General features: G+C 40.6%; 24 protein-coding genes and 1 pseudogene. 20 read left to right on the forward strand and 5 right to left on the reverse strand.

The features are described from left to right. Window positions 1-336: pseudogene (locus HMPREF9010_RS25790) on the reverse strand (ISL3 family transposase); the annotation flags it as partial. 161 nt (window positions 337-497) lie between these two features. Between HMPREF9010_RS25790 and HMPREF9010_RS01300 the strand changes: the two are divergent. Then, the gene (locus HMPREF9010_RS01300) at window positions 498-2123 is read left to right on the forward strand and encodes an ATP-binding protein (protein WP_008651728.1); all 1626 of its coding nucleotides are present in this window, start codon (window positions 498-500) and stop codon (window positions 2121-2123) included. 76 nt (window positions 2124-2199) lie between these two features. Here HMPREF9010_RS01300 and HMPREF9010_RS01295 read toward each other — a convergent pair whose 3' ends face one another. Further along, window positions 2200-3345, reverse strand: a complete 1146-nt coding sequence (locus HMPREF9010_RS01295) for an iron-containing alcohol dehydrogenase (RefSeq protein ID WP_004300100.1) — start codon at window positions 3343-3345, stop codon at window positions 2200-2202. A gap of 79 nt (window positions 3346-3424) precedes the next feature. Beyond that, a complete protein-coding gene (locus tag HMPREF9010_RS26420) occupies window positions 3425-3565 on the reverse strand; it encodes a hypothetical protein (protein ID WP_004300101.1) in 141 nt (46 codons plus the stop codon). A gap of 359 nt (window positions 3566-3924) precedes the next feature. Here HMPREF9010_RS26420 and trpB point away from each other — a divergent pair, with 359 nt between their 5' ends. From trpB to HMPREF9010_RS01230, 13 genes are all read left to right on the forward strand, one after another. Beyond that, window positions 3925-5112: a tryptophan synthase subunit beta gene (gene trpB, locus HMPREF9010_RS01290; RefSeq protein WP_004300103.1), complete on the forward strand. Its 1188-nt coding sequence runs from the start codon at window positions 3925-3927 to the stop codon at window positions 5110-5112. A gap of 48 nt (window positions 5113-5160) precedes the next feature. Continuing rightward, complete coding sequence (locus tag HMPREF9010_RS01285; protein ID WP_004311853.1) at window positions 5161-6567, forward strand: anthranilate synthase component I family protein; 1407 nt, start codon at window positions 5161-5163, stop codon at window positions 6565-6567. A gap of 45 nt (window positions 6568-6612) precedes the next feature. Further along, window positions 6613-7179, forward strand: a complete 567-nt coding sequence (locus tag HMPREF9010_RS01280; RefSeq protein ID WP_008651733.1) for an anthranilate synthase component II — start codon at window positions 6613-6615, stop codon at window positions 7177-7179. A gap of 4 nt (window positions 7180-7183) precedes the next feature. Then, window positions 7184-8179, forward strand: a complete 996-nt coding sequence (gene trpD, locus HMPREF9010_RS01275; RefSeq protein ID WP_004317865.1) for an anthranilate phosphoribosyltransferase — start codon at window positions 7184-7186, stop codon at window positions 8177-8179. Window positions 8180-8227: 48 nt separating this feature from the next. Continuing rightward, entirely contained in the window at window positions 8228-9010 is a 783-nt protein-coding gene (gene trpC, locus HMPREF9010_RS01270) for an indole-3-glycerol phosphate synthase TrpC (protein WP_008651734.1), read from the forward strand. Window positions 9011-9036: 26 nt separating this feature from the next. Then, window positions 9037-9660 (forward strand): phosphoribosylanthranilate isomerase, encoded by a 624-nt coding sequence (locus HMPREF9010_RS01265; protein ID WP_004300108.1) that lies wholly within the window; start codon window positions 9037-9039, stop codon window positions 9658-9660. A gap of 18 nt (window positions 9661-9678) precedes the next feature. Continuing rightward, window positions 9679-10449, forward strand: coding sequence for a tryptophan synthase subunit alpha (trpA, locus tag HMPREF9010_RS01260; protein WP_004303723.1), 771 nt, complete (start codon window positions 9679-9681; stop codon window positions 10447-10449). A 754-nt stretch (window positions 10450-11203) separates the two neighbouring features. Next, window positions 11204-12244: an asparaginase gene (locus HMPREF9010_RS01255; protein ID WP_004300111.1), complete on the forward strand. Its 1041-nt coding sequence runs from the start codon at window positions 11204-11206 to the stop codon at window positions 12242-12244. A gap of 241 nt (window positions 12245-12485) precedes the next feature. Continuing rightward, on the forward strand, window positions 12486-14870 hold the full coding sequence (locus tag HMPREF9010_RS01250) for an LruC domain-containing protein (RefSeq protein WP_004303725.1): 2385 nt from the start codon (window positions 12486-12488) through the stop codon (window positions 14868-14870). Between the two features lie 234 nt (window positions 14871-15104). Beyond that, window positions 15105-15470 carry a PleD family two-component system response regulator gene (locus HMPREF9010_RS01245; RefSeq protein ID WP_008651738.1) on the forward strand — a complete coding sequence of 122 codons (366 nt, stop codon included), beginning with the start codon at window positions 15105-15107 and terminating at the stop codon, window positions 15468-15470. A 17-nt stretch (window positions 15471-15487) separates the two neighbouring features. After that, the gene (locus HMPREF9010_RS01240; RefSeq protein WP_004300115.1) at window positions 15488-16645 is read left to right on the forward strand and encodes a sugar transferase; all 1158 of its coding nucleotides are present in this window, start codon (window positions 15488-15490) and stop codon (window positions 16643-16645) included. 11 nt (window positions 16646-16656) lie between these two features. After that, complete coding sequence (locus tag HMPREF9010_RS01235; protein WP_004317854.1) at window positions 16657-17604, forward strand: glycosyltransferase family 2 protein; 948 nt, start codon at window positions 16657-16659, stop codon at window positions 17602-17604. Continuing rightward, on the forward strand, window positions 17556-18203 hold the full coding sequence (locus tag HMPREF9010_RS01230) for an acyltransferase (protein WP_004303727.1): 648 nt from the start codon (window positions 17556-17558) through the stop codon (window positions 18201-18203). Before HMPREF9010_RS01235 ends, HMPREF9010_RS01230 begins: the two co-directional genes overlap by 49 nt. A gap of 543 nt (window positions 18204-18746) precedes the next feature. Here the strand turns inward: HMPREF9010_RS01230 and HMPREF9010_RS01225 are convergent. Then, entirely contained in the window at window positions 18747-19358 is a 612-nt protein-coding gene (locus tag HMPREF9010_RS01225) for a helix-turn-helix transcriptional regulator (RefSeq protein ID WP_004300118.1), read from the reverse strand. Next, on the reverse strand, window positions 19348-20052 hold the full coding sequence (locus HMPREF9010_RS01220) for a hemerythrin domain-containing protein (protein WP_008651739.1): 705 nt from the start codon (window positions 20050-20052) through the stop codon (window positions 19348-19350). Before HMPREF9010_RS01220 ends, HMPREF9010_RS01225 begins: the two co-directional genes overlap by 11 nt. 208 nt (window positions 20053-20260) lie before the next feature. Between HMPREF9010_RS01220 and HMPREF9010_RS01215 the strand changes: the two genes are divergently transcribed. The 6 genes from HMPREF9010_RS01215 to HMPREF9010_RS01190 all read left to right on the forward strand — a co-directional run bounded on the left by HMPREF9010_RS01215 (window position 20261) and on the right by HMPREF9010_RS01190 (window position 26927). Continuing rightward, window positions 20261-21436 carry a phosphoribosylaminoimidazolecarboxamide formyltransferase gene (locus HMPREF9010_RS01215; protein ID WP_008651740.1) on the forward strand — a complete coding sequence of 392 codons (1176 nt, stop codon included), beginning with the start codon at window positions 20261-20263 and terminating at the stop codon, window positions 21434-21436. A gap of 135 nt (window positions 21437-21571) precedes the next feature. Continuing rightward, on the forward strand, window positions 21572-22078 hold the full coding sequence (gene fldA, locus HMPREF9010_RS01210; RefSeq protein WP_004311873.1) for a flavodoxin FldA: 507 nt from the start codon (window positions 21572-21574) through the stop codon (window positions 22076-22078). A 33-nt stretch (window positions 22079-22111) separates the two neighbouring features. Next, the gene (locus HMPREF9010_RS01205; RefSeq protein WP_004300123.1) at window positions 22112-22474 is read left to right on the forward strand and encodes a DUF2023 family protein; all 363 of its coding nucleotides are present in this window, start codon (window positions 22112-22114) and stop codon (window positions 22472-22474) included. A 390-nt stretch (window positions 22475-22864) separates the two neighbouring features. After that, window positions 22865-24205, forward strand: a complete 1341-nt coding sequence (locus tag HMPREF9010_RS01200) for a hypothetical protein (RefSeq protein WP_008651744.1) — start codon at window positions 22865-22867, stop codon at window positions 24203-24205. Window positions 24206-24231: 26 nt separating this feature from the next. Then, window positions 24232-25386, forward strand: coding sequence for an imelysin family protein (locus tag HMPREF9010_RS01195; protein WP_008651745.1), 1155 nt, complete (start codon window positions 24232-24234; stop codon window positions 25384-25386). 110 nt (window positions 25387-25496) lie between these two features. Continuing rightward, entirely contained in the window at window positions 25497-26927 is a 1431-nt protein-coding gene (locus HMPREF9010_RS01190) for a di-heme oxidoredictase family protein (RefSeq protein WP_004311875.1), read from the forward strand. Window positions 26928-26941: the final 14 nt, after the last annotated feature.

Below are 26941 nucleotides of genomic sequence, written 5' to 3' on the forward strand. Positions count from 1 at the left end.
ATATTTTTGTGGACAAGAAACATTGTCACAATAATATTTGCCAACCTTGATGACTAAACTACCCAAAAGTAATGACCGTAAAACTTCAAGATCCTCAATATGACGGGAGTAGTAACTGTGCAATCGGTGACTGAAATGTCCGCAATAAGGACAGGAAGCCCCTTTGCCAGCCGTATGTAGAAAGACCGTCAATGAGCCAACAGCTTCAGAGATACCATCTTGTTGCAGATTATCGTAGCCAAGACTGAATCTGAAATCATGGAATAATCCCCTATTTGTAGGAGCATTTTCTTTTTTTGATGTATATTTGTACGTTGTAGATATGACTTGTTGCATTGTAACTCTTAATGATGTGGTGTCTTTAAAGTTACTAAAAAGCAAACATATCTACAACTTTTAATAGGATTAAGAAAGAAGAAGACAGTTGAAATAAAAAAGAGATTACCACCAAATTTGACGAAGAACCATCTTTACACCTCATTTATATCAAACATTTTATGGCAAACAATATTTTGTTAAATTATTGGATTAACGAAGTTCATTGGGGTTATAATTATTTACTAGTAGTTATTTTGCTCCTTGTCATCAGCATCTTACTATATAGAATCCGAAAATTGCAAAAAACGATTAAAAAGACCAATCATTCCTACCGTTTCTCCTTTGATATTCTCGATAACCTTCCTTTCCCCATCTTTGTAAAAGATATAACAAACGATTTCCGATACTATTACTGGAATAAAGAATCAGCCGCTCAATCCGGCATTAGCAGTGAAGAAGCCATCGGACATACTGATTATGAAATTTATGGAGAAGAAAGAGGTGAAAAATACCGGCATATCGACAAAGAACTCATACAAGCAGGCAAAGTATATCGCAAAGAAGAGAAATACACCACTCCCGATGGAATCACCCATGATACTATTGCCGTTAAATCTATTATTTCATGGGAAGGAGAAAAGAAATGGCTGTTGGCAACCCGGTGGGATATCACACAACTCAAGAATTATGAAAGAGAATTAGTTGCCGCCAAGGAAGAACTGGAAAAAGCATTGAAGAAGCAAAAACTAGCTCTAAAAAGTATCGACTTCGGCCTTATCTATATTGATAAAAATTACCGGGTACAATGGGAGGAAACAAGACAAATAGCCAGCCTGGTAAAAGGCAGACGATACATACCGGGAAAAATTTGCTATCAGACCAGTGCACTTCGTAATGAACCGTGTGGACAATGTGCTTTCAAGAAAGCTATCGAACAGGGCAAAATTATCCGGCATACCATCAGAGTAGACAATGTAGATTTTGAAGTGACCGCAACACCTGTATTCGGCGATGAAAAGGAAACTGAAATTATTGGAGGATTACTTCGTTTTGAAAACATCACTGAAAAATTAAAGATGGACAAAATGCTGCAGGAAGCAAAGGAAAAAGCCGAAGAATCCAATCGGCTCAAATCTGCCTTTCTCGCTAATATGAGCCATGAAATACGAACCCCGCTAAATGCGATTGTAGGATTCTCCGAAATGGTTTGCCAAACGGAGGAAGAGGAAGAGAGAAAAGAATTTGTAAAAATCATCTCCAGCAACAATATCTTATTATTGCAACTAATAGACGACATCCTCGATCTTTCTAAAATTGAAGCCGGTACTATGGAATTCACATTTGCACAGACTGATATCAACGAATTGATGGAAGGTATTTGCAGACAAATGCAAGAAAAGAATTCTTCCCCAGACATTCAAATCTTATTCACAGAGAAAGCAGATCAATGCATGATGTATACCGACCGCATACGTCTATCACAGGTTATCATCAACTTTACAAATAATGCTTTGAAATTCACCCCCAAAGGTTCTATCGAAATGGGATACCGGATTGAAGAAGCCAAAGATGAAATATACTTTTATGTAAAAGATACAGGTATCGGAATTCCTGCTGACAAGATAGATAAAGTGTTTGAACGCTTCGTCAAACTGAACTCCTTTATTAAAGGGACAGGACTCGGACTAGCCATCTGCCGTGTCATAGTAGAAAGACTGGGCGGGGTTATCGGAGTGGAATCTAAAGAAGGAGAAGGCTCTCGCTTCTGGTTCAGAATTCCAAGGTCAGAGAAAATTGAAAAATAATAAAAAGAAAAGAGGATATTGTGAAAAGTATGTTCCAATATCCTCTTTATCCTATATTTTTAATGTAAGAGTATGCTTAAAGTGCAGTCTCTAATATCCTGCGGGCAACAGCACCCGTTACATTTCCATTCTCTCCATATTTAGCACCACGTTCATTGAATCGGCGTTCGATTTCCAGAATAGTATCCTGTCCGATGTTCTCTTCATGCAAACGTGTAGTCAGCCCAAGCGAACGAAAGAACTCTTCGGTATGACAAATCGCTTCATCAATCCGTTCTTCTCGCGTACCGGAAGTAATTCCCCAGACTCTTTCACCATACTGCAAAAGTTTATCTCCTTTTTCTTCATGAAGCACCTGTAAAGTGGCAGGAAGAACAATGGCTAACGTATGACCATGTGTCAATCCGTGCAAAGCAGTAATTTCATGGCCAATCATGTGAGTTGCCCAGTCTTGCGACACTCCCATAGCAATAAATCCATTCAATGCCATTGTAGCCGAAAGCATAAAATCAGCCATCAGTTGATAATCATGCTGGTTTTCACGGATTTTCGGAGCTATTTCTACCAAAGTTTGTAAAATGCCTTCCGCCCAACGATCCATAATGCGGCTCTGCCCGGGAGTAGTCATATATTGCTCCATCACATGAACAAAGGTATCAGCCAAACCACAGGCCACCTGATGAGGAGGCAAGGTAAAAGTTACTTCCGGGTCAAGAATAGAGAAGATTGGATAGTTAGCATAAAAAGGATATTTCTCTTTTGTTTCACGACGGGAAATAACTGCCCCGTTATTCATCTCCGAACCGGTAGCGGGCAAAGTCAATACAGTGGCAAGAGGTACAGTATGAGTGACTGGACGTCCGGCAAGTACTAAATCCCAGGCATCACCATCATACAGGATTCCTGCGGAAATCAATTTCGTACCGTCAATAACGGAACCACCACCAACAGCCAGCAGATAATCTACTTTCTCTTCTTTTCCCAAAGCAATAGCTTTACGGAGAGTTTCAATGGCAGGATTGGGTTCGATTCCCCAGAATTCTACTGTAAAATGATTCTTCAATGCTTCCTTTACCTGATCGTACACTCCGTTTTTCTTCACGCTTCCACCGCCAAAAGTAATCATAATACGCTTGTCGGACGGTATTTCTTTAGCCAACCGAGCAATCATCCCTTTTCCCATTATCAGTTTCACGGGATTTTGAAAAATAAAATTTTCCATATCTTAGTCTATTGTTATTATTTTGGTTATTAGTCACTATCCTTGCAAAGATACATGATTTATCCGAACCCTGTCAGAATCAAGCGAAGAATTGTTGTGCCACGGAAGGAACCATAGCCGACAACCAAGGTTTCATATCCTCTGCTACCAATAACCAATACAATAATAATATAATGAAAATGGCAATAGCGATACCTACTAAAACTTTTCTCTGTTTCATAATTGTTTTTGTTTAAATATTCAATATTTATAAGAACAGTTCAGGTTGAAAATTGTTCTATATCAGAAAAATGAAGGCAAAAGAGAAAAAAAGTCATTTTTTGTTTGCTGTTTCAAACAAAGTGTCTATATTTGCCCCCATAAAATTACAAAAGACAATGAGAACAATGTTAGTAAATACATATTGGTGGTGGCACCCGTTACAACTCCGACAGTCGTAAGGGAGCAGTGCTCGTATGTATATACCTCATTAAAGATATAACAGATTTGAAAGAGCCCTGTCGCAACTTGCGGCAGGGCTCTTTTTATTTGCCCATTTTCGAACAGATTTAGATAATAACATAAAAAATAGATAGGATTATGAAAAGTTTTTTAGTTGACCAGGATGGCTATTACGGAGAATTCGGTGGTGCTTATGTACCGGAAATCCTCCACAAATGTGTTGAGGAACTGACAAACAAGTACCTCGAAGTGATTGAAAGCGAAGAGTTTAAAAAGGAATTTGAGCAATTATTACGCGACTACGTAGGACGCCCTTCCCCACTCTATCTGGCAAAACGCCTTTCCGAAAAGTATGGTTGCAAGTTGTATCTGAAACGGGAAGACCTGAATCATACCGGTGCACACAAAATCAACAACACCATCGGACAAATCTTGCTGGCACGCCGCATGGGAAAGAAACGCATCATCGCCGAAACCGGAGCCGGACAACATGGAGTAGCAACAGCTACCGTATGTGCGTTGATGGATATGGAATGTATCGTTTATATGGGAAAGACGGATGTAGAACGCCAACATATCAATGTGGAGAAAATGAAAATGCTGGGAGCTACCGTTATTCCCGTTACTTCCGGAAACATGACCTTGAAAGACGCAACCAACGAAGCGATCCGCGACTGGTGTTGCCATCCTGCCGACACTTATTATATTATCGGCTCTACCGTAGGCCCTCATCCTTATCCTGATATGGTGGCACGCCTGCAATCTGTTATCAGCGAAGAAATAAAAAAACAACTGCAAGAAAAAGAAGGACGTGACTATCCGGATTATCTGATAGCCTGCGTTGGAGGAGGAAGTAATGCTGCCGGAACGATTTATCATTATATCAATGATGAACGGGTAGGCATCATTCTGGCGGAAGCCGGAGGTAAAGGAATAGAAACCGGAATGACCGCCGCCACCATCCAACTCGGTAAAATGGGAATTATCCACGGAGCGCGTACTTACGTCATCCAAAACGAAGACGGACAGATTGAAGAGCCTTACTCGATTTCCGCCGGACTGGATTATCCGGGCATTGGTCCGATACACGCCAATCTTGCCGCACAAAGACGTGCCAACGTTTTGGCAATCAATGACGACGAAGCAATAGAAGCCGCTTACGAACTGACTAAACTCGAAGGTATTATCCCTGCACTGGAATCCGCCCATGCATTAGGAGCTTTGAAAAAATTGAAGTTCAAACCGGAAGATATCGTTGTATTGACTGTTTCAGGACGAGGAGACAAAGATATTGAAACCTATTTATCGTTTAATGAACAGCAATAAGTAATTAGTAAACCATCATTCGTAATCAATAATCAAGCAATTATAGAAATGAAAACATTTAATTATACAACTCATAGCAAACAAGTGCTCGGAGATATGCATACTCCTGTCAGCATTTACCTGAAAGTGCGCGACATGTATCCGCAATCTGCATTAATGGAAAGTTCCGACTATCATGCCGGAGAAAATTCCTTGTCATTTATAGCCCTCTGTCCCCTGGCAAGTATCGGTATAAATGGCGGCATTGTCACTTCCAACTATCCCGATAACAGCCGCACGGAAGAACCCCTGACAAAAACCTTCCATGTAGAAAAGGCCATGAACCGGTTTATCAATCAATTCCAGGTGACCGGGGATAATAAGAATGTATGTGGACTTTACGGATACACGACGTTCAACGCTGTGAAATACTTCGAGCACATCCCGGTGAAAGAAAGTCACGATGAGCAAAATGACGCTCCGGATTTGCTATACATATTATATAAGTATGTCATTGTTTTCAATCATTTCAAAAATGAATTGACACTCGTTGAAATGTTGTCCGAAGGAGAAGAAAGCGGCTTACCGGAACTGGAAGCAGCCATCGAAAACCGGAATTATGCTTCTTACAACTTCTCTGTAACAGGTCCCGTTACTAGCCCTATCACCGACGAGGAGCATAAAGCCAATGTCCGCAAAGGAATCGCGCACTGTATGCGTGGAGATGTTTTCCAAATCGTACTTTCCAGAAGATTTATCCAACCTTATGCCGGAGATGATTTCAAAGTGTACCGCGCACTCCGCAGCATCAATCCTTCTCCTTATCTTTTCTACTTCGATTTCGGAGGATACCGCATCTTCGGTTCTTCACCGGAAACACATTGCAAAATCGAAGATGGTCGTGCTTACATCGATCCGATTGCCGGAACTACCCGCCGTACCGGAGATGTAGTAAAAGACCGGGAACTGACAGAAGCTTTATTGGCTGACCCTAAAGAAAATGCAGAGCATGTCATGCTGGTTGATCTTGCCAGAAACGACCTTTCCCGTAATTGTCATGATGTACGCGTACTATTCTATAAGGAACCACAATATTATAGTCATGTCATTCACCTGGTAAGCCGTGTCAGCGGTATGTTGAATGAGGGCGCAGATAAAATAAAAACGTTTATTGATACGTTTCCTGCCGGCACATTAAGCGGTGCTCCCAAAGTACGCGCTATGCAGTTAATCAGCGAAATCGAACCACATAATCGTGGAGCCTATGGTGGCTGTATCGGTTTTATCGGATTGAACGGCGAATTAAATCAGGCTATCACTATCCGTACTTTTGTAAGCCGCAACAATGAACTCTGGTTCCAAGCCGGAGGAGGTATTGTAGCACGCAGTCAGGATGAATATGAACTGCAAGAGGTGAACAACAAACTGGGAGCACTGAAAAAGGCGATTGATTTAGCTGTCAAATTAAAAAATTGAAAGCAGAGATAGTATTTGAACAACCATTTTACAATGACAATAAAAATGAAAATATTACTTTTAGATAACTACGACTCTTTCACTTATAACCTACTGCACGCAGTGAAAGAATTAGGGGCTACAGATGTAGAAGTAGTTCGCAACGACCAGATAGAGCTTGATGAAGTAGACCGATTTGATAAAATCATCCTGTCTCCCGGACCGGGCATACCCGAAGAGGCCGGACTGCTATTACCTATTATTAAAAGATATGCTCCGACCAAAAGCATTCTGGGTGTCTGCCTCGGTCATCAAGCCATCGGCGAAGCTTTCGGAGCACGTCTGGAAAATCTCAAAGAAGTATATCATGGGGTACAGACTCCGATTACCATCCTTCACCAGGATTTGCTTTTTGAAGGGTTGGGAAAAGAAATCCCTGTTGGAAGATACCATTCCTGGGTAGTCAGCCGGGAAGGTTTTCCCGATTGCCTGGAAATAACGGCAGAAAGTCAGGAAGGACAAATCATGGCAATCCGCCATAAGACCTACAATGTACATGGTATTCAGTTCCATCCCGAATCAGTATTAACTCCGCAAGGAAAAGAAATTATTAAAAACTTCTTAAACGATTAAACTTATGAAACAGATTCTATACAAACTTTTCGAACATCAATATTTGGGACGCGATGAGGCTCGCACCATTTTACAGAACATCGCACAAGGAAAATATAATGATGTACAGGTAGCCTCTTTAATTACCGTCTTTCTGATGCGTAATATCTCTGTGGAAGAATTATGCGGTTTCCGCGATGCATTGCTTGAAATGCGTATTCCGGTTGATTTAAGTGAATTTGCTCCGATAGATATCGTAGGAACCGGAGGTGATGGAAAAAATACATTTAATATTTCTACAGCTTCCTGTTTTACTGTTGCCGGAGCCGGTTTCCCGGTTGTGAAACATGGTAATTACGGAGCAACATCAGTCAGCGGTGCCAGTAATGTAATGGAGCAACACGGTGTAAAGTTCACCAGTAACGTCGATCAACTGCGCCGTAGCATGGAGAAATGTAATCTTGCCTATCTGCATGCTCCTTTATTCAATCCGGCATTAAAGGCAGTTGCTCCGGTTCGTAAAGGATTGGCAGTGCGCACTTTCTTTAATATGCTCGGTCCGTTGGTTAATCCGGTATTACCGGCCTATCAGCTTTTAGGAGTTTACAACCTCCCGTTACTTCGCCTCTATACCTATACTTATCAGGAAAGCAAGACGAAATTTGCCGTTGTTCATAGTCTCGACGGATATGACGAAATCTCTCTGACAAATGAGTTTAAAGTGGCGACCAGCGATCATGAAAAGATTTACGCTCCCGAGAGTCTCGGATTCTCCCGCTATAAGGAAACTGACCTGGATGGTGGACAAACACCGGAAGATGCAGCTAAGATTTTCGACCAGATCATGAATAACACGGCTACAGAAGCTCAAAAAAATGTAGTGGTAGTCAATTCAGCTTTCGCCATCCATGTGATTTGTCCGGAGAAGACTATTGAAGAATGTATTGCTCTCTCCAAAGAGTCATTGGAAAGTGGACGCGCATTAGCTACCCTAAAAAAATTCATTGAATTGAACAGTTAATGTTTTATTTTTGCAAATCCATCATTTACAATTAATAATCCCACATCAATGAAAGATATATTATCAGAGATTATAGCAAACAAACGATTTGAAGTTGACCTGCAAAAGCAGGCTATCTCCATCGAGCAATTACAGGAAGGTATCAGCGAAGTTCCGACCTCTCGTTCTATGAAGCAGGCATTAGCCTCATCTGCATCGGGTATTATCGCTGAATTCAAGCGTCGGTCTCCATCCAAAGGATGGATAAAGGAAGAAGCATGCCCGGAAGAAATTGTTCCCTCCTATGCAGCAGCAGGAGCTTCTGCCCTTTCCATCCTCACCGACGAGAAATTTTTCGGAGGAAGCCTGAAGGACATCCGCACTGCACGCCCTTTGGTAGAGATCCCCATTCTTAGGAAGGACTTCATCATTGACGAATACCAGCTTTATCAAGCCAAAATTATCGGTGCCGATGCCGTACTTCTTATCGCAGCCGCATTAGAACCGGAGAAATGTAATGAACTTGCAGAAAAAGCTCATGAACTAGGTCTGGAAGTTCTTCTGGAGATTCATAGCTCCGAGGAATTAATATACATCGACAAGAAAATAGATATGGTAGGAATCAACAATCGTAATCTGGGTACTTTCTTCACTGATGTAGAAAACTCTTTCCGCTTGGCCGGACAGCTTCCCCAAGATGCTGTATTGGTATCCGAAAGCGGCATCTCCGATCCGGAAATAGTAAACCGACTTCGGGCAGCCGGATTCCGTGGATTCCTGATCGGTGAAACATTTATGAAAACACAGCAACCGGGAGAAACTTTACAGAATTTCCTGCAAGCAATCCAATAAACTAATTATTCAAAACGGACAGCCCTATGATTAACGGAAAAATTATCAAAGTATGCGGTATGCGTGAAGCTGAAAACATACAGGACGTAGAGTCTATCGAAGGCATAGATATGCTGGGATTCATCTTCTATCCTAAATCTCCCCGATATGTCTACGAGCTTCCGGCTTACTTGCCCATTCATGCCCGGCGTGTCGGAGTTTTCGTCAACGAAGACAAGCAGACAATCAGCATGTATGCTGATCGTTTCGGACTGAATTATGTACAGCTCCACGGAAATGAATCACCGGAATACTGCCGGTCCTTACATTCCACTGGATTGAAAATCATCAAGGCCTTTTCAGTAGACCGTCCCAAAGATTTGAGAAAGGTATATGACTACGAAAAAGTCTGTGATCTTTTTCTGTTCGATACCAAATGCGAACAATATGGTGGTTCGGGAAATCAATTCGACTGGAGCATCCTGGATATGTACAATGGACATGTACCCTTCCTATTGAGCGGAGGCATTAACTCATACAGTGCCAATGCCCTGAAAGAGTTTAAACATCCCCGGCTTGCCGGATACGATCTCAACAGCCGTTTTGAATTGAAACCGGGAGAAAAGGATCCGGAGCGTATCCGGACATTTTTAAACGAATTAAAATCATAATCTAAAAATTCCAACGTCATGAATAGAATTAATCAACTTTTCAATAGCAACAAGAAAGACATACTTTCTATTTATTTTTGTGCCGGTACTCCTACTTTGGATGGTACCGCTGATGTAATCCGCACGCTCGAAAAGCACGGAGTGAGTATGATTGAAGTCGGCATTCCTTTCAGTGATCCGATGGCAGATGGCATTGTTATTCAGAATGCCGCTACGCAGGCATTGCGCAATGGTATGTCTCTAAAACTTCTTTTTGAACAATTACGGGATATTCGCAAGGACGTAAAAATCCCACTTGTGCTTATGGGATATTTAAACCCAATCATGCAATTCGGATTTGAGAATTTCTGCCGTAAATGTGTGGAATGTGGTATCGACGGCGTCATTATTCCTGATCTCCCTTTCCGTGATTACCAAGAACATTATCGTATCATTGCCGAACGCTATAACATCAGAGTGATTATGCTCATCACACCGGAAACCAGCGAAGAACGGGTACGCGAGATAGATACACATACCGACGGATTTATTTATATGGTTTCATCAGCAGCAACCACCGGAGCGCAACAAGATTTCAACGAACAAAAACGGGCTTACTTCAAAAAGATTGAAGGTATGCATCTGAACAATCCGTTGATGGTGGGATTTGGTATCTCCAATAAAGCAACATTCCAAGCAGCTTGCGAACACGCTTCCGGAGCTATCATCGGCAGTAAGTTCGTCACTCTGCTCGAAGAAGAAAAAGACCCGGAAAAGGCGATTACCAGACTGAAAGAAGCCCTGAAGTAAGAGCCTCGGATGAAAATCTCCGCAGGCCGCAGGGCTATTTCCGCAAACCGTGGGGCTATTTCTGCAAGCCATGGGGAGGCTGTACTTCACCCGTGGGACGAGCAGAGACAAGCCGTGAGCTGAACAAAAACAAGACGTGGACTGAACAGGATCGAGGCGTGGGCTGACAATCTCGTTGCCCCTGTCATTCACCGAATCCGAAGTCCGAACAACAACAGCAGCAGTCTTCCTTTCCTCGCCAATATTGCTGCTGTTGTTTACAACAGTAGTAATATTTCTCTTCTCTTCTACTCTACTCTCTTGGGTTTCATTCGGTTTTTGCCCTTTATCCATCGGCGTTTCAGAGTTTTTTTCCACTGCACTTTTTTCCACTGGTTTTTGTATACTATTAACCACTGATTTGCTGTAGTCATTCTTTGCACACAGATACAGCAACAACACATAAATCCCTACAAGTTGCACTCCCCCTATCTGATACATCATGACGCTCAAATTGTCGCCTGCCCAAAAACAGATTTCTAACGGAAAATACCGGTCATTTTTCATTTTCTCTTTCGTTTTTTATTTAAAGCCGGACACTTCGTCCAACCTGCCCCAAAGATGGGGACATTTTTTCATACTACATATCGCAAAAATGCAACATAGATATTTTTTATAGTCTTGTCCTTCCAACTTTATATAATTCGTCGTTTAGCACTCATTATTCGCATTTAATCCGTATCTTTGCCAATGTTTTAACAGTAATTCAACAATTATGAGAGCAGAAACTCCTTCCGTTTTGTTAATTTACACGGGTGGGACTATCGGAATGATAGAGAATCCGGAAACAGGTGCCTTAGAAAATTTCAACTTCGATCATTTGCTTAAGCACGTCCCCGAACTGAAAAGATTCAACTACCGCATTTCCTCCTACCAATTCGATCCCCCTCTCGACTCTTCGGACATGGAACCTGCTTACTGGGCAAAACTGGTAAAGATCATCAATTACAATTATGATTATTTCGATGGTTTCGTCATCCTTCACGGAACAGACACAATGGCTTACACTGCCTCTGCACTAAGTTTCATGCTCGAAAATCTAAGCAAACCTGTCATCCTCACAGGTTCCCAGCTCCCGATCGGGACTTTGCGCACAGACGGAAAGGAAAACCTCATCACAGCCATCGAAATTGCAGCAGCTAAAAATCCGGATGGTACAGCCATTGTTCCGGAGGTTTGTATTTTCTTTGAGAATCATTTGATGCGTGGCAACCGTACCACCAAAATCAATGCGGAGAATTTCAATGCTTTCCGCTCTTTCAATTATCCGCCATTAGCACGGGTAGGTATCCACATTAAATATGAGCCTAATCTCATTCGAAAACCAGACCCGACAAAACCGTTAAAGCCGCATTACCTGTTTGACACCAATGTAGTTATTCTAACGCTTTTTCCGGGCATTCAAGAGAGTATCGTGACTTCTCTGCTTCATGTTCCGGGATTGAAAGCGGTTGTCATGAAAACCTTCGGTTCGGGAAATGCTCCGCAAAAAGAATGGTTCATCCGCCAACTAAAGGAAGCTACCGATCGTGGAATTATCATTGTCAACATTACACAATGTGCCTCCGGAGCAGTAGAAATGGGACGTTACGAAACAGGAATGCATCTTCTGGAAGCAGGTGTAATCAGTGGATATGACAGTACCCCCGAATGTGCCATAACAAAGCTCATGTTTTTATTGGGACATGGATTACCCAACAAGGATATCCGATATAAAATGAACTCCTGCTTAATAGGAGAAATCACCAAGTCTTAAGTTAAATCCATCTATTGTAACCCCCTGATTTTCATTTTAAGCAGTTGTATAAAAGTGAAAATCAGGGGATTTCTCTTCATCATCATCAAGACCGAATCAAACCTAAAAGAGCCAAAGAAGAACCAAAACGGAAGTATAGTTGTTTTCACTCCATAAAATAACAGAAAAAACATTTCCAATAAAAGATATGCAGTTATTTTTGTGATGGATTTGGTTACAAACAATCAAGCAATAATACATTATGATGAAAAAAACAATTCAATTTGTACCCATCATTGCAATAGCAATGGCAGGTACTATGTCTAGTTGTGTTGACTCTGGAAAGGATCTCTATGATCCGTCTTACGAAACACCTAACCCGATGGGAGATGGCTTTGCTGCTCCCGATGATATCGATTGGAACATGATAACCACTAAAAATGTCTCGGTCGAAGTGAAAGATGAAGAAGGAGGACTATTTGCTTATTTAGTTGAAATATATGCAGAAGATCCTTTGACTAATGAAAGCGCTTCCGTGCTCGCTGCAAGGACAGCTAATAAAGAAAACAACTTTAAATTTACAACCGCTGTCAGTCTGCTGCCAACTCAAAAGGGTATTTATGTGAAGCAAACCGACCCTAGAGGACGTGAACAGGTATATCAGTTCGATGTGCCGGAAAACAGCGATAATATTACCTGTAAACTCTATTATGCAGGATCTACTGCACAAAATAGAGCGTTGATGAGTCGTGCCGCTGCTACAAGAGGCCTTTCATTTGAAAAGCCGGATTACTATTCCATACCTGCTAATGCAAAAGAAGTGACTGAAATGTCAGGAACCACTTTGCTGCGTGATGCTTCTTACAAAATCACCTCTGACTATGCCGGCACATTCAAGTTTGACGGTTATGACGGTGAAATTGCAACCAAAGTTTATGTAGATGCTAAATGGACGATTCCCGCAACATTCCAATTCCAAAACGGTATTGAAATCATTGTGATGAATAATGCTAAAATTGAAGCATCAGGAACCATGACGTTCATTAGAAACTCCATGTTGACCATTATGGAAAAGGGAGAAGTAAATGCAGAGGATATATCATTCACCAATGGAGCGCCTGCTGCATTAAGAAACTGGGGTGCACTGACTGTAGCGAACACAATGACACTACATTCCGGTGCAACACTCTACAACAAAGGAACCATAACCAGCAAGAATATCTCAATCAATTCCAATACGAAAATTGTAAATGACAATAAAATCAGTTTGGAAGGAGAATTAAATCTGCCGTCTAATTTCTCTTTGGAAAATAACGGAGAGATTTATGGAGAGAAATTAATTGCAAATTCCGACGCTGTTGCTACCAACAACAACATCATGAAGTTTACAACCATCAGTCTCACCAATACGACTGTCAACAACGCTTGTAGCATGGAAGCAACGACTTCTTTCTATGCCAACGGAGCGACGTTTAACTTTACTCAAGGATATTTGAAAGCTCCTAAAATGGAGTTTGTTAATGGAACAGTAAATTTAAGTGATGGTTCTATGCTGGATGCTACGACAAGTATCAGCATACCTCCCGGTTATGCCAAGTTTTATGGAAAAGGCGAAAATACTTCTATGATAAAATCACCGGTTATCACCGGACAAGGTTTCACATATGATGGAAATTTGGTTATTGAATGTGACAGCCACGTTGAAAAGAACCAATGGTGGGAAAACTTCCATGTACTGAATGGCGCATACTTCACCAAAATGGGAGACTCTAAAGTCATCATCGATGTTTGTACAGGAATTAAAAATGGTGGAAATGAAGGAGGAGATCCTGAAGATCCTAAGTTCCCGATCATCATGGATGATAATCGCAATTATGCTTATCTGTTTGAAGACCAATGGCCTTTATATGGGGATTACGATATGAACGACCTTGTTCTGATTATCAAGGAAAGAAAGATCTCCATCAATAAGAGCAATAAGGCAGAAGAGTTCACGTTAAGTCTTGATTTATCGGCTGCCGGAGCTACCAAGAGTATTGGAGCTGCTATCATGCTGGACGGTGTTCCTGCCAGTGCCATTACGCAGCCGGTGGAATTCAGTGACAACTCTCTTTTTAAAGGTTTCAATGTGAATAGTAATCTGATTGAGAACGGACAGGACTATGCGGTTATTCCATTATTTGACGATGCTCACAAAGCATTGGGAAGAGACCGTTACGAACAGATCAATACGATTGCAGGTCACTCTGCCAATACGAGTCCTAAAAATATCAGTTTCACTATAAAGTTCAGCAATCCTATCTCTGTGGATGAGCTTAATATCAATAAACTGAATGTTTTCATTTTCGTAGAAGGAAACAGAAACCAGCGTAAGGAGATTCATATTGTCGGTTATCAACCAACTAAGTTGGCAAATACCGACTTGTTCGGAGGCAACAACGACGATAGTTCTACTTCCCGCAAGAGATATTACATCAGCAAAGATAACCTGGCATGGGGAATCATGGTTCCGACAGACTTCAAATGGCCTTTGGAATATGTGAATATCAAATCAGCTTACTCGTTATTCGAAAGTTGGGTGACCAGTGGCGGTACTAAGAATGAAGAATGGTGGAAAACTTTTGATTCATCAAGAGTATATAAATAAGCCTAACAATTAATCTTTAACACGGATTCCAGTTTTTATGGAATCCGTGTTTTTTCATTAAGATGCTGTAAGTTGCAATTAATAGAAAAAAAAGATATATCACGAATTTTACTCTCCTGATTGGGGATTATTCTAAAATAATATCTATATTTGCAGTGTATCACAAATATTATGTGACAACAATCTTAATCTATAAATCAAATAACAAAGCAAGCGATAGAAAGGTCTATTCGTATGAAGAAAAAAATATTACTAGTCGACGATAAATCGACAATCGGAAAAGTGACCGGTGTGTATCTAGGAAAAGAGTATGATTTTACCTATTTGGAAGATCCCATCAAAGCAATAGAATGGCTTAATGAAGGCAATGTACCTGACCTCATTATTTCAGACATTCGTATGCCTCTCATGATGGGGGATGAATTCTTAAGATACATGAAGAACAATGAATTATTCAAGTCAATTCCTATCGTTATGTTATCCAGTGAGGAAAGTACAACGGAAAGAATCAGACTATTGGAAGAAGGAGCAGAAGACTATATCCTGAAACCATTCAACCCTTTGGAACTCAAAATCCGAATCAAAAAGATTATTGACTAATACCGGGTCTTCTACACATGCAATATTTTGTTTATATAGGCAGAGATAGCAAAACAATAGAACTACTCTCCCGACTAAGTATTGGGGTATTCTATGCTGCACCCAATTGTAGCAAAGCTGTCAAAGTATTGGAGAAAATACGCGAAAAATATGACGCAGCTCTATTTTTCGAACAAGTGAACATATCCAAAGATATTGCAGATATCCAATACATGCGTAAAAAGTATCCGGGGCTTTATATGGTACTCGTTATCGACTCCTTATCTAAGGAAGAAGCATCCGAATACCTTAAAGCCGGTATCAACAATACGATAAAATATGAAACAAGCCAGGAGGCTTTAAAAGATTTATCAACTTTCCTTAAACGAAGAAAAGATCAGAAAATAAAGGCACTTCAACTTAAAGCACAAAATATAAATGCTTTCCGCCTGCCTTTATGGAAAAGAACCTTTGATATTTTCTTTTCAGGAATGGCGATATTATGTCTTTCTCCTCTCTTAATATTTACTGCACTAGCTATCCGGATAGAAAGTAAGGGTCCTATTATCTACAAATCCAAGCGCGTAGGAAGTAATTATCAGATATTCGACTTCCTTAAATTCCGTTCGATGTATACTGATGCAGACAAGCATTTAAAGGATTTCAATGCCCTTAACCAATATCAGCAGGAAGATGAGGATATTTGGGGAGAAGAACCGGAAGCGGAAGTGAATGAAGAAATCGATGAAGAAGAAATCCTCTTGATATCTGACGATTTCGTAATCTCCGAAGAAGACTACATAAACAAGAAGTCCAAGGAAAAAAGCAATGCTTTCGTTAAGCTGGAAAATGACCCTCGAATAACTAAGATTGGACGTATTATACGTAAATATAGTATTGACGAGTTACCCCAGCTTATTAATATTTTAAAAGGGGATATGTCAATAGTAGGCAACCGCCCTCTCCCACTCTATGAAGCCGAGTTGCTGACAAGCGATGAACACATCGACCGTTTCATGGGTCCGGCCGGATTGACCGGTTTATGGCAGGTAGAGAAAAGAGGCGAAGCCGGTAAACTTTCTGCTGAAGAACGCAAGCAATTGGATATCACCTATGCAAAGACATTCTCTTTCTGGTTGGATATAAAGATTATTCTGAAAACAGTTACTGCATTCATTCAAAAAGAGAACGTATAATCTCCTTCCAGATGATAGACTCTTATATCTACATAATAGATGATCTGGTATTCTTCTGTACAGGGCTTTTGCTCCTATACCTCTTTGTGATGGCCATAGCCTCACATTTCAAACATATCACCTACCCGAAGGCTCAAAAGGAATATGGTTGCGCCATTCTCGTTCCGGAGGGAAGTATTCTTCCGGATGTGTATAAAGAAGAAGAGTACGAGTTTATCACATACAGCGATCTATATCAGGCAATCAACAGTTTAGATCAGGAACGATATGATCTGGTTCTCTTCCTGTCCAATACAGCATGCGCTTTATCTCCGCAATTCCTGAATAAGATATATAATGCCTATGATGCCGGTGTACAAGCCATCCAACTACATACGATAGTAGAAAACCGCAAAGGCATCCGTAATCGCTTCCGGGCTATACGTGAGGAAATAAAAAACAGCCTCTGTAGAGCCGGCAATACACAATTCGGACTGTCATCCAATTTATTGGGAACTAATATGGCAATCGACCTAAAATGGCTGCAAAAGAACATGAAAAGTTCTAAGACTAATATCGAACGAAAATTATTCCGACAGAATATATACATTGACTACTTGCCGGATGTGATTGTTTATTGCCAGTCCGCACCCGCCTGTCCTTACCGTAAACGTATCCGGAAAACAACTTCCTACTTACTCCCTTCCATATTTGAAGGAAACTGGAGTTTCTGCAACCGGATCGTACAACAATTAACGCCTTCTCCACTTAAATTATGTATCTTCGTAAGTATTTGGACTTCGTTGATTACCGTATATAATTGGACCTTATCATTCGGATGGTGGATTGCACTTTTCGGTCTATTAATCACTTATAGCCTGGCAATTCCTGATTATCTGGTAGAGGACAAAAAGAAGAAAAAACATTCAATATGGAGAAGAAAACACTTAAACAGCGAATTAAAGAAAACCCCGGCTTAAAACAGGCTGTACATCGTTTTATCATGCACCCCGTTAAAACTCGCCCTAATTGGTGGATACGGCTCTTCGATTTCATATACCTGAAACGCGGAAAGGGTTCTGTCATCTATCGGAGTGTACGCAAAGACCTCCCTCCTTTCAACCGATTCTCTTTGGGTAAATATTCTGTTGTCGAAGACTTCTCTTGTCTGAATAATGCAGTTGGCGACTTGACAATCGGAGATTATACACGCATCGGATTGAGAAACACAATCATAGGTCCGGTTAATATTGGCAATCATGTCAACCTGGCACAGAATGTAACGGTCACAGGACTCAACCATAATTATCAGGATGCAGAAAAGATGATTGACGAACAAGGTGTCAGCACACTGCCTGTTGTCATCGAAGATGATGTATGGGTAGGTGCCAATTCGGTCATTCTACCGGGAGTAACTTTAGGGAAACATTGCGTAGTGGCTGCCGGAAGTGTAGTCAGTCATTCCGTCCCACCCTATTCAATATGTGCCGGATGCCCTGCTAGAATCATAAAAACATACGATTTCGAGACTAAAGAGTGGAAAAAAGTAGAGAAAACACCTGCTACTAACCATAAATAGTGAGAATAGCTACAGAATATACCTCATAAAGGTGATTGTGACACATTCTGAAACGCATTATCTTTGCAGTATCAGAATTGAATTAATTAGTCATAATTTTATTACGTAGCCACATTTAAGTAAAAAATGAAATAGAGTCCCGCCGAAGCGATTTCGTCGGGATTTTGTTTTTTATTACCTTAATCCAATCCACAGACTTAAATCCCATATAAATAAAAAACGAGCTAATTCTTTTTATAGAACCACTCGCCACTGCATCAGAAAAGCCTAAAGGCTTTTCCATAGTACCTCAAATTTCCTGAAAACTAATCTTCTTTTTACCTAAAAACGTCTTACCTATTGTTATCCTTTTACCTTCTACTAAAAACTTATCCTATTGAACTAAACTAAAAAACTTTTAATACCTTAAACTGTCTAATCTAATACCTTATTTAATATTTTCTTTTACCTTATAAACTAACAGCAATTTCTCAACTGCTTTGCAAAGGTACGAATATTTTTCGTGTGCGCAAACGGTTTTATATTTTATAACACTTCCGCAGGCTATAAATCTTTCACATCGCTCAATGCAACCAGCTTATTTACAATAGCATAGATAGTCAAACCGGCAGCACTATGTATTTGCAATTTTTTGCTAATATTTCTTCGGTGTGTAATCACTGTATGAATCGACAAAAAAAGCTTTTCCGCTATTTCCTTATTTGTCATTCCCTTCACCACACAGATGACGATTTCCTTTTCCCGCTGGCTAAGCGTATCCTGATTATCCATCTCTTCTTCTTCGGAAACCACATTCAATAAACCTGCAATTTTCTTAGAAAGAGTTTCCAAATCATCGAATATCGAAATAGACTCATCATACTTACCCAATAATGAAGCATCTACAAAAGAAGTAACCAACGCTATTAAACGTATTCTTTTACCGGATATTTCTTCTCGAAACTTAGCTACATCAAAGTAATCACCAAAAGTAGGATTGACAATCAACATCTCGGGACATTGCGTTCGGACGCAATCGTGCAAAGCTTCAACAGACAGTAATTCTATTGGTTGTACTTTTACGTTAGAAAGACGCTTCAATGCAGCAGTCAACCCACCACGAATAATTACAGAGGTCTCTGCAATAGCTATTCGAACTACTTCGTTATTTTTCATTTTCCCTAATCCTCCTTTCCAAATTCAGAATAGCAGGAACAAAAATATAGTCCTCAACCTTGCAATGAGATTCCAGTCCGGCTTCGCAAGCATATATGTCGAAAAGAGCCGCGTTCAGAAGATTTTCATTTGCTTTGGCAGGGCAATATTTAATAATGATATTTTTCAGTTCTGTCAATTTCTCCCCTACCTGATCGTGATGCTTGGAAAATGTACTGATCTGATAGTTTTTGGGAGCAACTCCTTTAATCAATGAATCGACATACTTAAATACGGTTTTCTCTTCATAATCCATGTGCTTACGCACCTCTCGTGTATATTCATCGAAAAACTTAAGGATGAGAAAAGCAACATCGTCTTGCGAACAGTCGATTGCCTCGATCAATTTACGACGAATAGCGGGAAGAGAAAAATCCAGAAAATAAATATGTGCCTGCCGCAGATAATCAATCAATGCAGGTATGGAAATATCATCTTTATCTCCATCGAGCCGGGAAAAGCCTTCAGCCATAAAGTTGACTACAATCAGAAAGGTCCGGCAGTCTACTCCATTCAGTTCACACACCTCCTTGACTGTCTTGTCACCGAACCCCAACGAAAGCCCAAAACGACTCATCACTTGCAACAAAGAATAATTATCGCTGATGAGATCAATCATCTTATCAGTTGGCTTATATTTTTGTAAATTATCCATCATACCTATTTATATTAGAGACTGCAAAGGAACGGAATATTTTGCTGAAATACAATCATCATTTATAGGTATTTTAATTCACCGGAAATAGCCAAATACTAATTATATGCTACTATTTTGTAGCGTAACTTTAGGCAAGCTAGTCTTTTTTTAGTAATTTTGTCGCTATCAATTTGTAATTAGTAACTCGTAATTTGTAATTAATAAAATGGCAAACGAACTCGAACTGAAATACGGCTGCAACCCTAATCAAAAGCCTGCCCGTATCTTCATGAAAGAAGGCGAACTCCCCATCGAAGTATTGAATGGACGTCCCGGTTATATCAATCTATTGGATGCATTCAACAGTTGGCAACTAGTGAAAGAACTGAAAGAAGCTACCGGACTGCCGGCTGCCGCTTCTTTTAAACATGTCAGCCCTGCAGGTGCTGCTGTTGCGGTAGAAATGAGCGACACGCTGAAGAAGATTTATTTTGTCGATGACATGAAACTATCTCCATTGGCTACAGCATACGCCCGTGCACGTGGAGCAGACCGTATGTCGTCTTACGGAGACTTTATCGCATTGTCCGACACTTGTGACGAAGAAACAGCACGCATCATCAACCGTGAAGTATCCGACGGCGTCATTGCTCCTGACTATACTCCCGAAGCACTGGAGATTCTAAAGAATAAAAGAAAAGGAAACTATAATGTAATAAAGATAGATCCTGCATACCGCCCGGCTCCTATCGAACATAAAGATGTATTCGGAGTAACTTTCGAACAAGGAAGAAACGAATTGAAGATCGATGAAAGTCTTTTGAAAGAGATGCCTACGCAGAACAAGGAAATCCCGGCTGATGCAAAACGCGACTTAATCATTGCCTTAATCACTTTAAAATATACACAATCCAATTCTGTATGTTATGCCAAAGACGGACAGGCAATCGGTATTGGCGCAGGCCAACAGTCACGTATTCACTGTACGCGCCTGGCAGGAAATAAAGCAGATATCTGGTATTTACGCCAACACCCGAAAGTGATGAACTTGCCGTGGATTGAAAAAATCCGTCGTGCAGACCGTGACAATACGATTGACGTTTACATTTCGGAAGATTATGACGACGTACTGGCAGACGGTATCTGGCAACAGTTCTTCACTGAAAAGCCTGAAATACTGACACGCGAAGAAAAACGGGCATGGTTGGATACGATGACAGGCGTAGCTTTAGGATCAGATGCATTCTTCCCATTCGGAGATAATATAGAACGCGCACACAAGAGTGGCGTCAGCTATATTGCACAACCGGGCGGATCAGTACGTGACGATCATGTGATTGGAACTTGCGACAAATACAATATGGCAATGGCATTTACAGGCATCCGCTTGTTCCACCATTAAAAAGATCGACCATTTTTTATTCCATATATCCCCATTTATAATGAGAAGGAGACAAATCTTCCATTATAAATGGGGATTTCCTATTTCTTTAAGACCCTCTATCTTTGCAGCGTTACATTTAAAAACGAATCAAAGATGAATAAAATTGGTGTATTTTATGGTTCCACAACAGGAACAACAGAAGACCTTGCCCGTCGAATTGCAGAGAAATTAGATGTACCATCGGCAGATGTATTTGATGTATCCAAGCTAACAGAGGCATTAGTCAATGAATATGATGTATTGGTGCTCGGCTCTTCCACATGGGGAGCAGGCGAACTTCAAGATGACTGGTACGATGGAGTAAAAGTTTTAAAGAAGTGTGATTTATCCCACAAATCTGTAGCCCTGTTCGGTTGCGGCGACTCTGACTCGTATAGCGACACATTCTGTGACGCAATAGGTATTCTTTATGAAGATCTGAAAGATACCCACTGCAAATTCTGTGGAGCAACAGATACTGCAGGCTATACCTTCGATTCTTCCATTGCCGTCGTAGACGGTAAGTTTGTAGGTCTTCCACTTGACGAAGTCAACGAAGATAGCAAAACAGACGAACGTATCAGCGCATGGGCTGAACAAGTGAAACAAGAAATTAGCTAATTTTACCTTAACATAAAAAGAATACTTTGCATCATGGCAACTGAAAGAATCATCCCCGGCGAAATCCGAATTTTTCTTAATCATATTTATGAGTTTAAGAAAGGCGTACGCAACATGGTACTTTACACAATGAGTAAAGAGCACGAAGAATTTGCCATCCGCCGATTGAAAAATCAAAAGATCAGTTATATGATACAGGAAGTAGGTACCAATAAAATTAACCTGTTTTTTGGAAAGGCAGAATGTATGGAAGCCATGCGGCACATCATCATCCGTCCTTTAAACCAACTGACTGCCGAAGAAGATTTTATTTTAGGAGCCATGCTGGGATATGACCTTTGCCAGCAATGCAAACGATATTGCAGTAAAAAAGAAGGTATAAAGATGGCAGTTTAAGCGATAACCTTAGCATAAGTTTAGCTTTGTTTGTATGTAGTTTGTCTGAGTTGAATCGTTTCTGAAAAGGTAGTTTCCTGATGGTAGATATACTCAAGGAAACTGGTTGTAGAAGAAACGATTCGCTCAATTACAAACAAAATCGGTGACACTATGAAATAATAAAGACAACTCTACACACTAACAACAGACAAAGGTGTATATCAGTAAAAATTATCATACTGAAATACACCTTTGTCTGTTTTATTTCATCTACTACTATATTTTTTTTACTCTTTAGATTAAAATTACCTACATATACTGAATTTAAGAAACAACTATGCCTAATATTAGGTATTGCCACATTTTTTAACCTCATCTAACTTTGCAGCCGATAAAATTATTAAAAAGATGAGAAAAATAACAGCAATCGTTATTCTTAGTCTCCTACCTTCTCTTACAATTCCAGCACAGGAGACAAAAGAAATTTCCAAAAGTAGTAATTCTTCTTCTACAGAAGAATATACAAAATTCCGTTTTGGAGGATACGGTGAAATGGTCGCTAATTTTAAAGATTATGGCATCAACCGTTTCTATGGAGGAAACGATGGTAATCCAAAGAAAAACAGGAATACCATTTCAATTCCCCGTTTCGTTTTAGCTTTTGATTATAAGTTCAATTCCAAATGGATACTCGGTGCAGAGATTGAGTTCGAATCTGGTGGAACAGGTACAGCTTTCGAATTAGAAAACACCGAAAACGGTGAATACGAAACAGAAGTTGAAAAAGGAGGTGAAGTAGCTATCGAACAATTTCACATCACACGTTTAATTCACCGCTCCCTCAATGTACGTGCCGGACATATTATTGTTCCGGTAGGATTGACTAACGCACACCATGAACCGATCAATTTCTTCGGAACTTCACGCCCGGAAGGTGAAACAAGCCTTTTGCCTTCTACCTGGCATGAAAATGGTCTGGAAATCTTTGGTTCTTTCGGAAAAGGGTATGCAAGCTTCGATTATCAAGCTATGGTGGTAGCAGGCCTGAATCCTAATGGATTCGATCGTAACACATGGGTAGGTAGTGGCAAACAGGGAATCTTTGAGGAAGACAACTTCACTTCTCCCGCGTATGTATTTCGTTTAGACTATAAAGGAGTTCCCAATTTACGTGTAGGTGCATCATTTTATTATTGTGCAGATGCAGGAGCCAACTCTGATAAAGAACAGACTTATGCAAGCTATGGAAAAATTCCGATAAGAATCTTCACCGCAGATGCACAGTATCGCAATAAATATGTAACGGCACGCGGTAATATCTTATATGGAAATTTAGGAAATTCATTAGGAGTAAGTCAGGCAAATGTCAAATTATCCAATAAATCGCCTTACAGCCGTCTGGCTCCGGTAGCGAAGAATGCCGTAAGTTATGCAGCAGAAGCCGGTATTAATATCCGCTCGGTCTTCGGAGGCAATAAAAAGATTCCGGTAATCTATCCATTTGCCCGCTATGAATACTACAACCCACAAGAGAAAGGGGAAAAAGGGCAAACGATGGAAAAGCGTTGCCAAGTAAGTATGTGGACAGCGGGATTAAATTGGTACGCTTTGCCAAACTTAGTGATAAAAGCAGACTATGCAACCCGCCAGATTGGTACAAATAAAGTTTTTGGCGTATCAAAGTCATACAACAGTGAAAACGAATTTTCTATTGGAATTGCCTATATAGGATGGTTTATTAAGAAATAACAAATAATCAATTATTTAATTTTTATATGATGAAAACAAAATTCTTTTATGTCGCAGCCCTAATATTGGGATTAGCATTCACAACAACTTCTTGCAGCAGTGATGATGACAACCCAACAGTAGATCCTGCTAATATTGATTACACTCCTGAAAATGCATCAAGCTGGCATAACTACATGAGAAATGTAGCAGCACTTCTAAAAACAGATGCAACCAATCTCTACAACGCATGGAATTCAAGCTATAAAGGAGGTGAAAGCTATGCTTCCCTGTTCAAGGCTCATAGTGCCTCTCCTTACGCAAGCGCCTTGAGCTGTGTGGAAGAAATCGTGGATAAATGCGCGGAAATTGCCAATGAAGTCGGTACAGCCAAAATTGGTGACCCATACAACTTGTATAAAGCCGGAAATACTGAAGAAGCATTATATGCTGTGGAATCCTGGTACAGCTGGCATTCTCGTGATGACTATACCAATAACATTTATTCCATCCGGAATGCATATTACGGTTCTTTAGACGGTAATATAAATGCTAATTCTTTATCTACTGTTATCGCCGGTGTTAATTCATCATTAGATACCAAGATAAAGAATGCTATCCAAAAAGCGGCAAAAGCCATTCAGGATATTCCGCAACCTTTCCGTAATCATATTCCCAGTAACGAAACGGTAGCAGCTATGGATGCTTGTGCAGAGCTGGAAAGTATACTGAAGAATGACTTAAAATCCTATATTGCAAATAATAGCAACAATATCAATACGGACGCAGTACTTAATCCTGTAGTAACACAATATGTAGATGCAGTAGTAGTGCCTACCTACAAAAGTTTGAAAGAAAAAAATGACGCTCTCTACAATGCAGTAATAGCCCTTGCAGACAATCCGTCAAATAGTGCTTTTGAAACAGCTTGTGATGCTTGGATCACTGCTCGTGAACCATGGGAAAAGAGCGAAGCTTTCTTATTCGGTCCGGTAGACGAAATGGGACTTGATCCTAACATGGACAGCTGGCCTTTGGATCAGAATGCTATTGTACAAATACTGAATTCTCAAAGTTGGAGTGATCTCGAATGGAGTGAAGGTGATGATGAAGCTGCTGTCGAATCGGCACAAAATGTACGCGGTTTCCACACATTGGAATTCCTTCTCTACAAAAACGGTGAACCACGTAAAGTACAATAAAGCTTTATCTTAGCTAAGATATTATTGAGAAGTAAAGGTTGGAATTCAATGATCCACCTTTACTTCTTTGGTATGTTTAAAACATATTATTGAAACAAAGTCAATAAACAATGAATCACTTTCTAAAATATTCATTCTCTTTCTTTTGCCTGTTGGCATGCTCTGCCTGTGATGATGACGGAATTGACATATTGGATATCGAGATTCCGGAGGGCTATGCTCTATCAGCCGGAACATCAACTATTTTCTTGAATTCGTCTGTTGCTTATGACACGCCTGCAGATTGGATAACAGGAGCATACGATGTACGTTTCACCCGAGGTGACAGACTATATGACGATGTACGTACAAGTAACAACGGTCATGGCGGCGGACTTGGTCCCGTTTATGCCGGTTATTCGTGCGGCAGTTGCCACCGGAATGCGGGACGTACCAAACCCTCTTTATGGACAGAGGGTGGATCGGGCAGCTATGGATTCTCTTCCATGCTAGTCTACATATCCCGTAAAAACGGAGCTTTCTTTCAAGATTATGGACGTGTGCTTCATGACCAGGCAATCTATGGAGTGCAACCGGAAGGCAAACTGTCTGTGGAATACACTTACGAGACATTTTCTTTCCCTGATGGAGAAGCCTACACACTTTGCAAACCCAATTATACTATATCTGAATGGTATGCCGAAGAAATCAAACCGGAAGATTTGTTTTGTACCGTACGTATTCCATTACGCCATGTAGGCATGGGGCAAATGATGGCACTAGATCCTGTTGAAATTGAAGCACTTGCAGCAAAAAGTAATTATCCCGAATATGGAATCAGCGGACGATGTAATTACATCACCGAACGCGGAGTGAGAAGTCTGGGATTGTCCGGCAACAAAGCTCAACATGCCGATTTAACTGTAGAATTGGGATTCTCCAGTGATATGGGCGTTACCAACAGCCGCTATCCGGAAGAAATCTGTGAAGGACAAATACAAGTAAACCAAGGTAGCATGATGGGGCTTTCTTACGACCAACTGGATGTCAGCACAGAAGAGATGGAAAACGTAGATCTCTATATGCAAAGTCTTGGTGTTCCCGCCCGGCGTAATGTAAACGATCCGCAAGTAATCAAAGGGGAACAGAACTTCTATAAAGCCAAATGTCATCTCTGTCATGTGACCACTTTACACACTAAGACACGTGGTAGTGTTTTATTAAATAATACTCAACTCCCGTGGTTAGGCGGTCAAACGATTCACCCTTATTCTGATTATCTATTACATGATATGGGTTCTGAAATTATGGGAGTCGGACTGAACGACAACTATATAAGCGGGCTGGCACGTGGAAACGAATGGCGTACTACCCCTCTTTGGGGAATCGGCTTACAAGAAAAGGTCAACGGACATACTTATTTCTTGCATGACGGACGTGCCCGCAATCTGACAGAAGCCATCATGTGGCATGGCGGAGAAGGAGAAGCATCAAAGAACTTATTTAAGAATATGAGTAAGGAAGACCGGGATGCGCTGATTGCATTTTTAAATTCACTTTAAACTAAAAGTAGTAT

Origin of the sequence: Bacteroides sp. 3_1_23 (assembly GCF_000162555.1) — a bacterium.
Lineage (GTDB): Bacteria > Bacteroidota > Bacteroidia > Bacteroidales > Bacteroidaceae > Bacteroides > Bacteroides ovatus.

Excerpts from the sequence above, each read along its gene's own strand:
- HMPREF9010_RS01300 (WP_008651728.1), top strand. The coding sequence starts at position 498 with ATGGCAAACAATATTTTGTTAAATTATTGGATTAACGAAGTTCATTGG.
- HMPREF9010_RS01295 (WP_004300100.1), bottom strand. The coding sequence starts at position 3,345 with ATGGAAAATTTTATTTTTCAAAATCCCGTGAAACTGATAATGGGAAAA.
- HMPREF9010_RS26420 (WP_004300101.1), bottom strand. The coding sequence starts at position 3,565 with ATGAAACAGAGAAAAGTTTTAGTAGGTATCGCTATTGCCATTTTCATT.
- trpB (WP_004300103.1), top strand. The coding sequence starts at position 3,925 with ATGAAAAGTTTTTTAGTTGACCAGGATGGCTATTACGGAGAATTCGGT.
- HMPREF9010_RS01285 (WP_004311853.1), top strand. The coding sequence starts at position 5,161 with ATGAAAACATTTAATTATACAACTCATAGCAAACAAGTGCTCGGAGAT.
- HMPREF9010_RS01280 (WP_008651733.1), top strand. The coding sequence starts at position 6,613 with ATGAAAATATTACTTTTAGATAACTACGACTCTTTCACTTATAACCTA.
- trpD (WP_004317865.1), top strand. The coding sequence starts at position 7,184 with ATGAAACAGATTCTATACAAACTTTTCGAACATCAATATTTGGGACGC.
- trpC (WP_008651734.1), top strand. The coding sequence starts at position 8,228 with ATGAAAGATATATTATCAGAGATTATAGCAAACAAACGATTTGAAGTT.
- HMPREF9010_RS01265 (WP_004300108.1), top strand. The coding sequence starts at position 9,037 with ATGATTAACGGAAAAATTATCAAAGTATGCGGTATGCGTGAAGCTGAA.
- trpA (WP_004303723.1), top strand. The coding sequence starts at position 9,679 with ATGAATAGAATTAATCAACTTTTCAATAGCAACAAGAAAGACATACTT.
- HMPREF9010_RS01255 (WP_004300111.1), top strand. The coding sequence starts at position 11,204 with ATGAGAGCAGAAACTCCTTCCGTTTTGTTAATTTACACGGGTGGGACT.
- HMPREF9010_RS01250 (WP_004303725.1), top strand. The coding sequence starts at position 12,486 with ATGATGAAAAAAACAATTCAATTTGTACCCATCATTGCAATAGCAATG.
- HMPREF9010_RS01245 (WP_008651738.1), top strand. The coding sequence starts at position 15,105 with ATGAAGAAAAAAATATTACTAGTCGACGATAAATCGACAATCGGAAAA.
- HMPREF9010_RS01240 (WP_004300115.1), top strand. The coding sequence starts at position 15,488 with ATGCAATATTTTGTTTATATAGGCAGAGATAGCAAAACAATAGAACTA.
- HMPREF9010_RS01235 (WP_004317854.1), top strand. The coding sequence starts at position 16,657 with ATGATAGACTCTTATATCTACATAATAGATGATCTGGTATTCTTCTGT.
- HMPREF9010_RS01230 (WP_004303727.1), top strand. The coding sequence starts at position 17,556 with ATGGAGAAGAAAACACTTAAACAGCGAATTAAAGAAAACCCCGGCTTA.
- HMPREF9010_RS01225 (WP_004300118.1), bottom strand. The coding sequence starts at position 19,358 with ATGAAAAATAACGAAGTAGTTCGAATAGCTATTGCAGAGACCTCTGTA.
- HMPREF9010_RS01220 (WP_008651739.1), bottom strand. The coding sequence starts at position 20,052 with ATGGATAATTTACAAAAATATAAGCCAACTGATAAGATGATTGATCTC.
- HMPREF9010_RS01215 (WP_008651740.1), top strand. The coding sequence starts at position 20,261 with ATGGCAAACGAACTCGAACTGAAATACGGCTGCAACCCTAATCAAAAG.
- fldA (WP_004311873.1), top strand. The coding sequence starts at position 21,572 with ATGAATAAAATTGGTGTATTTTATGGTTCCACAACAGGAACAACAGAA.
- HMPREF9010_RS01205 (WP_004300123.1), top strand. The coding sequence starts at position 22,112 with ATGGCAACTGAAAGAATCATCCCCGGCGAAATCCGAATTTTTCTTAAT.
- HMPREF9010_RS01200 (WP_008651744.1), top strand. The coding sequence starts at position 22,865 with ATGAGAAAAATAACAGCAATCGTTATTCTTAGTCTCCTACCTTCTCTT.
- HMPREF9010_RS01195 (WP_008651745.1), top strand. The coding sequence starts at position 24,232 with ATGATGAAAACAAAATTCTTTTATGTCGCAGCCCTAATATTGGGATTA.
- HMPREF9010_RS01190 (WP_004311875.1), top strand. The coding sequence starts at position 25,497 with ATGAATCACTTTCTAAAATATTCATTCTCTTTCTTTTGCCTGTTGGCA.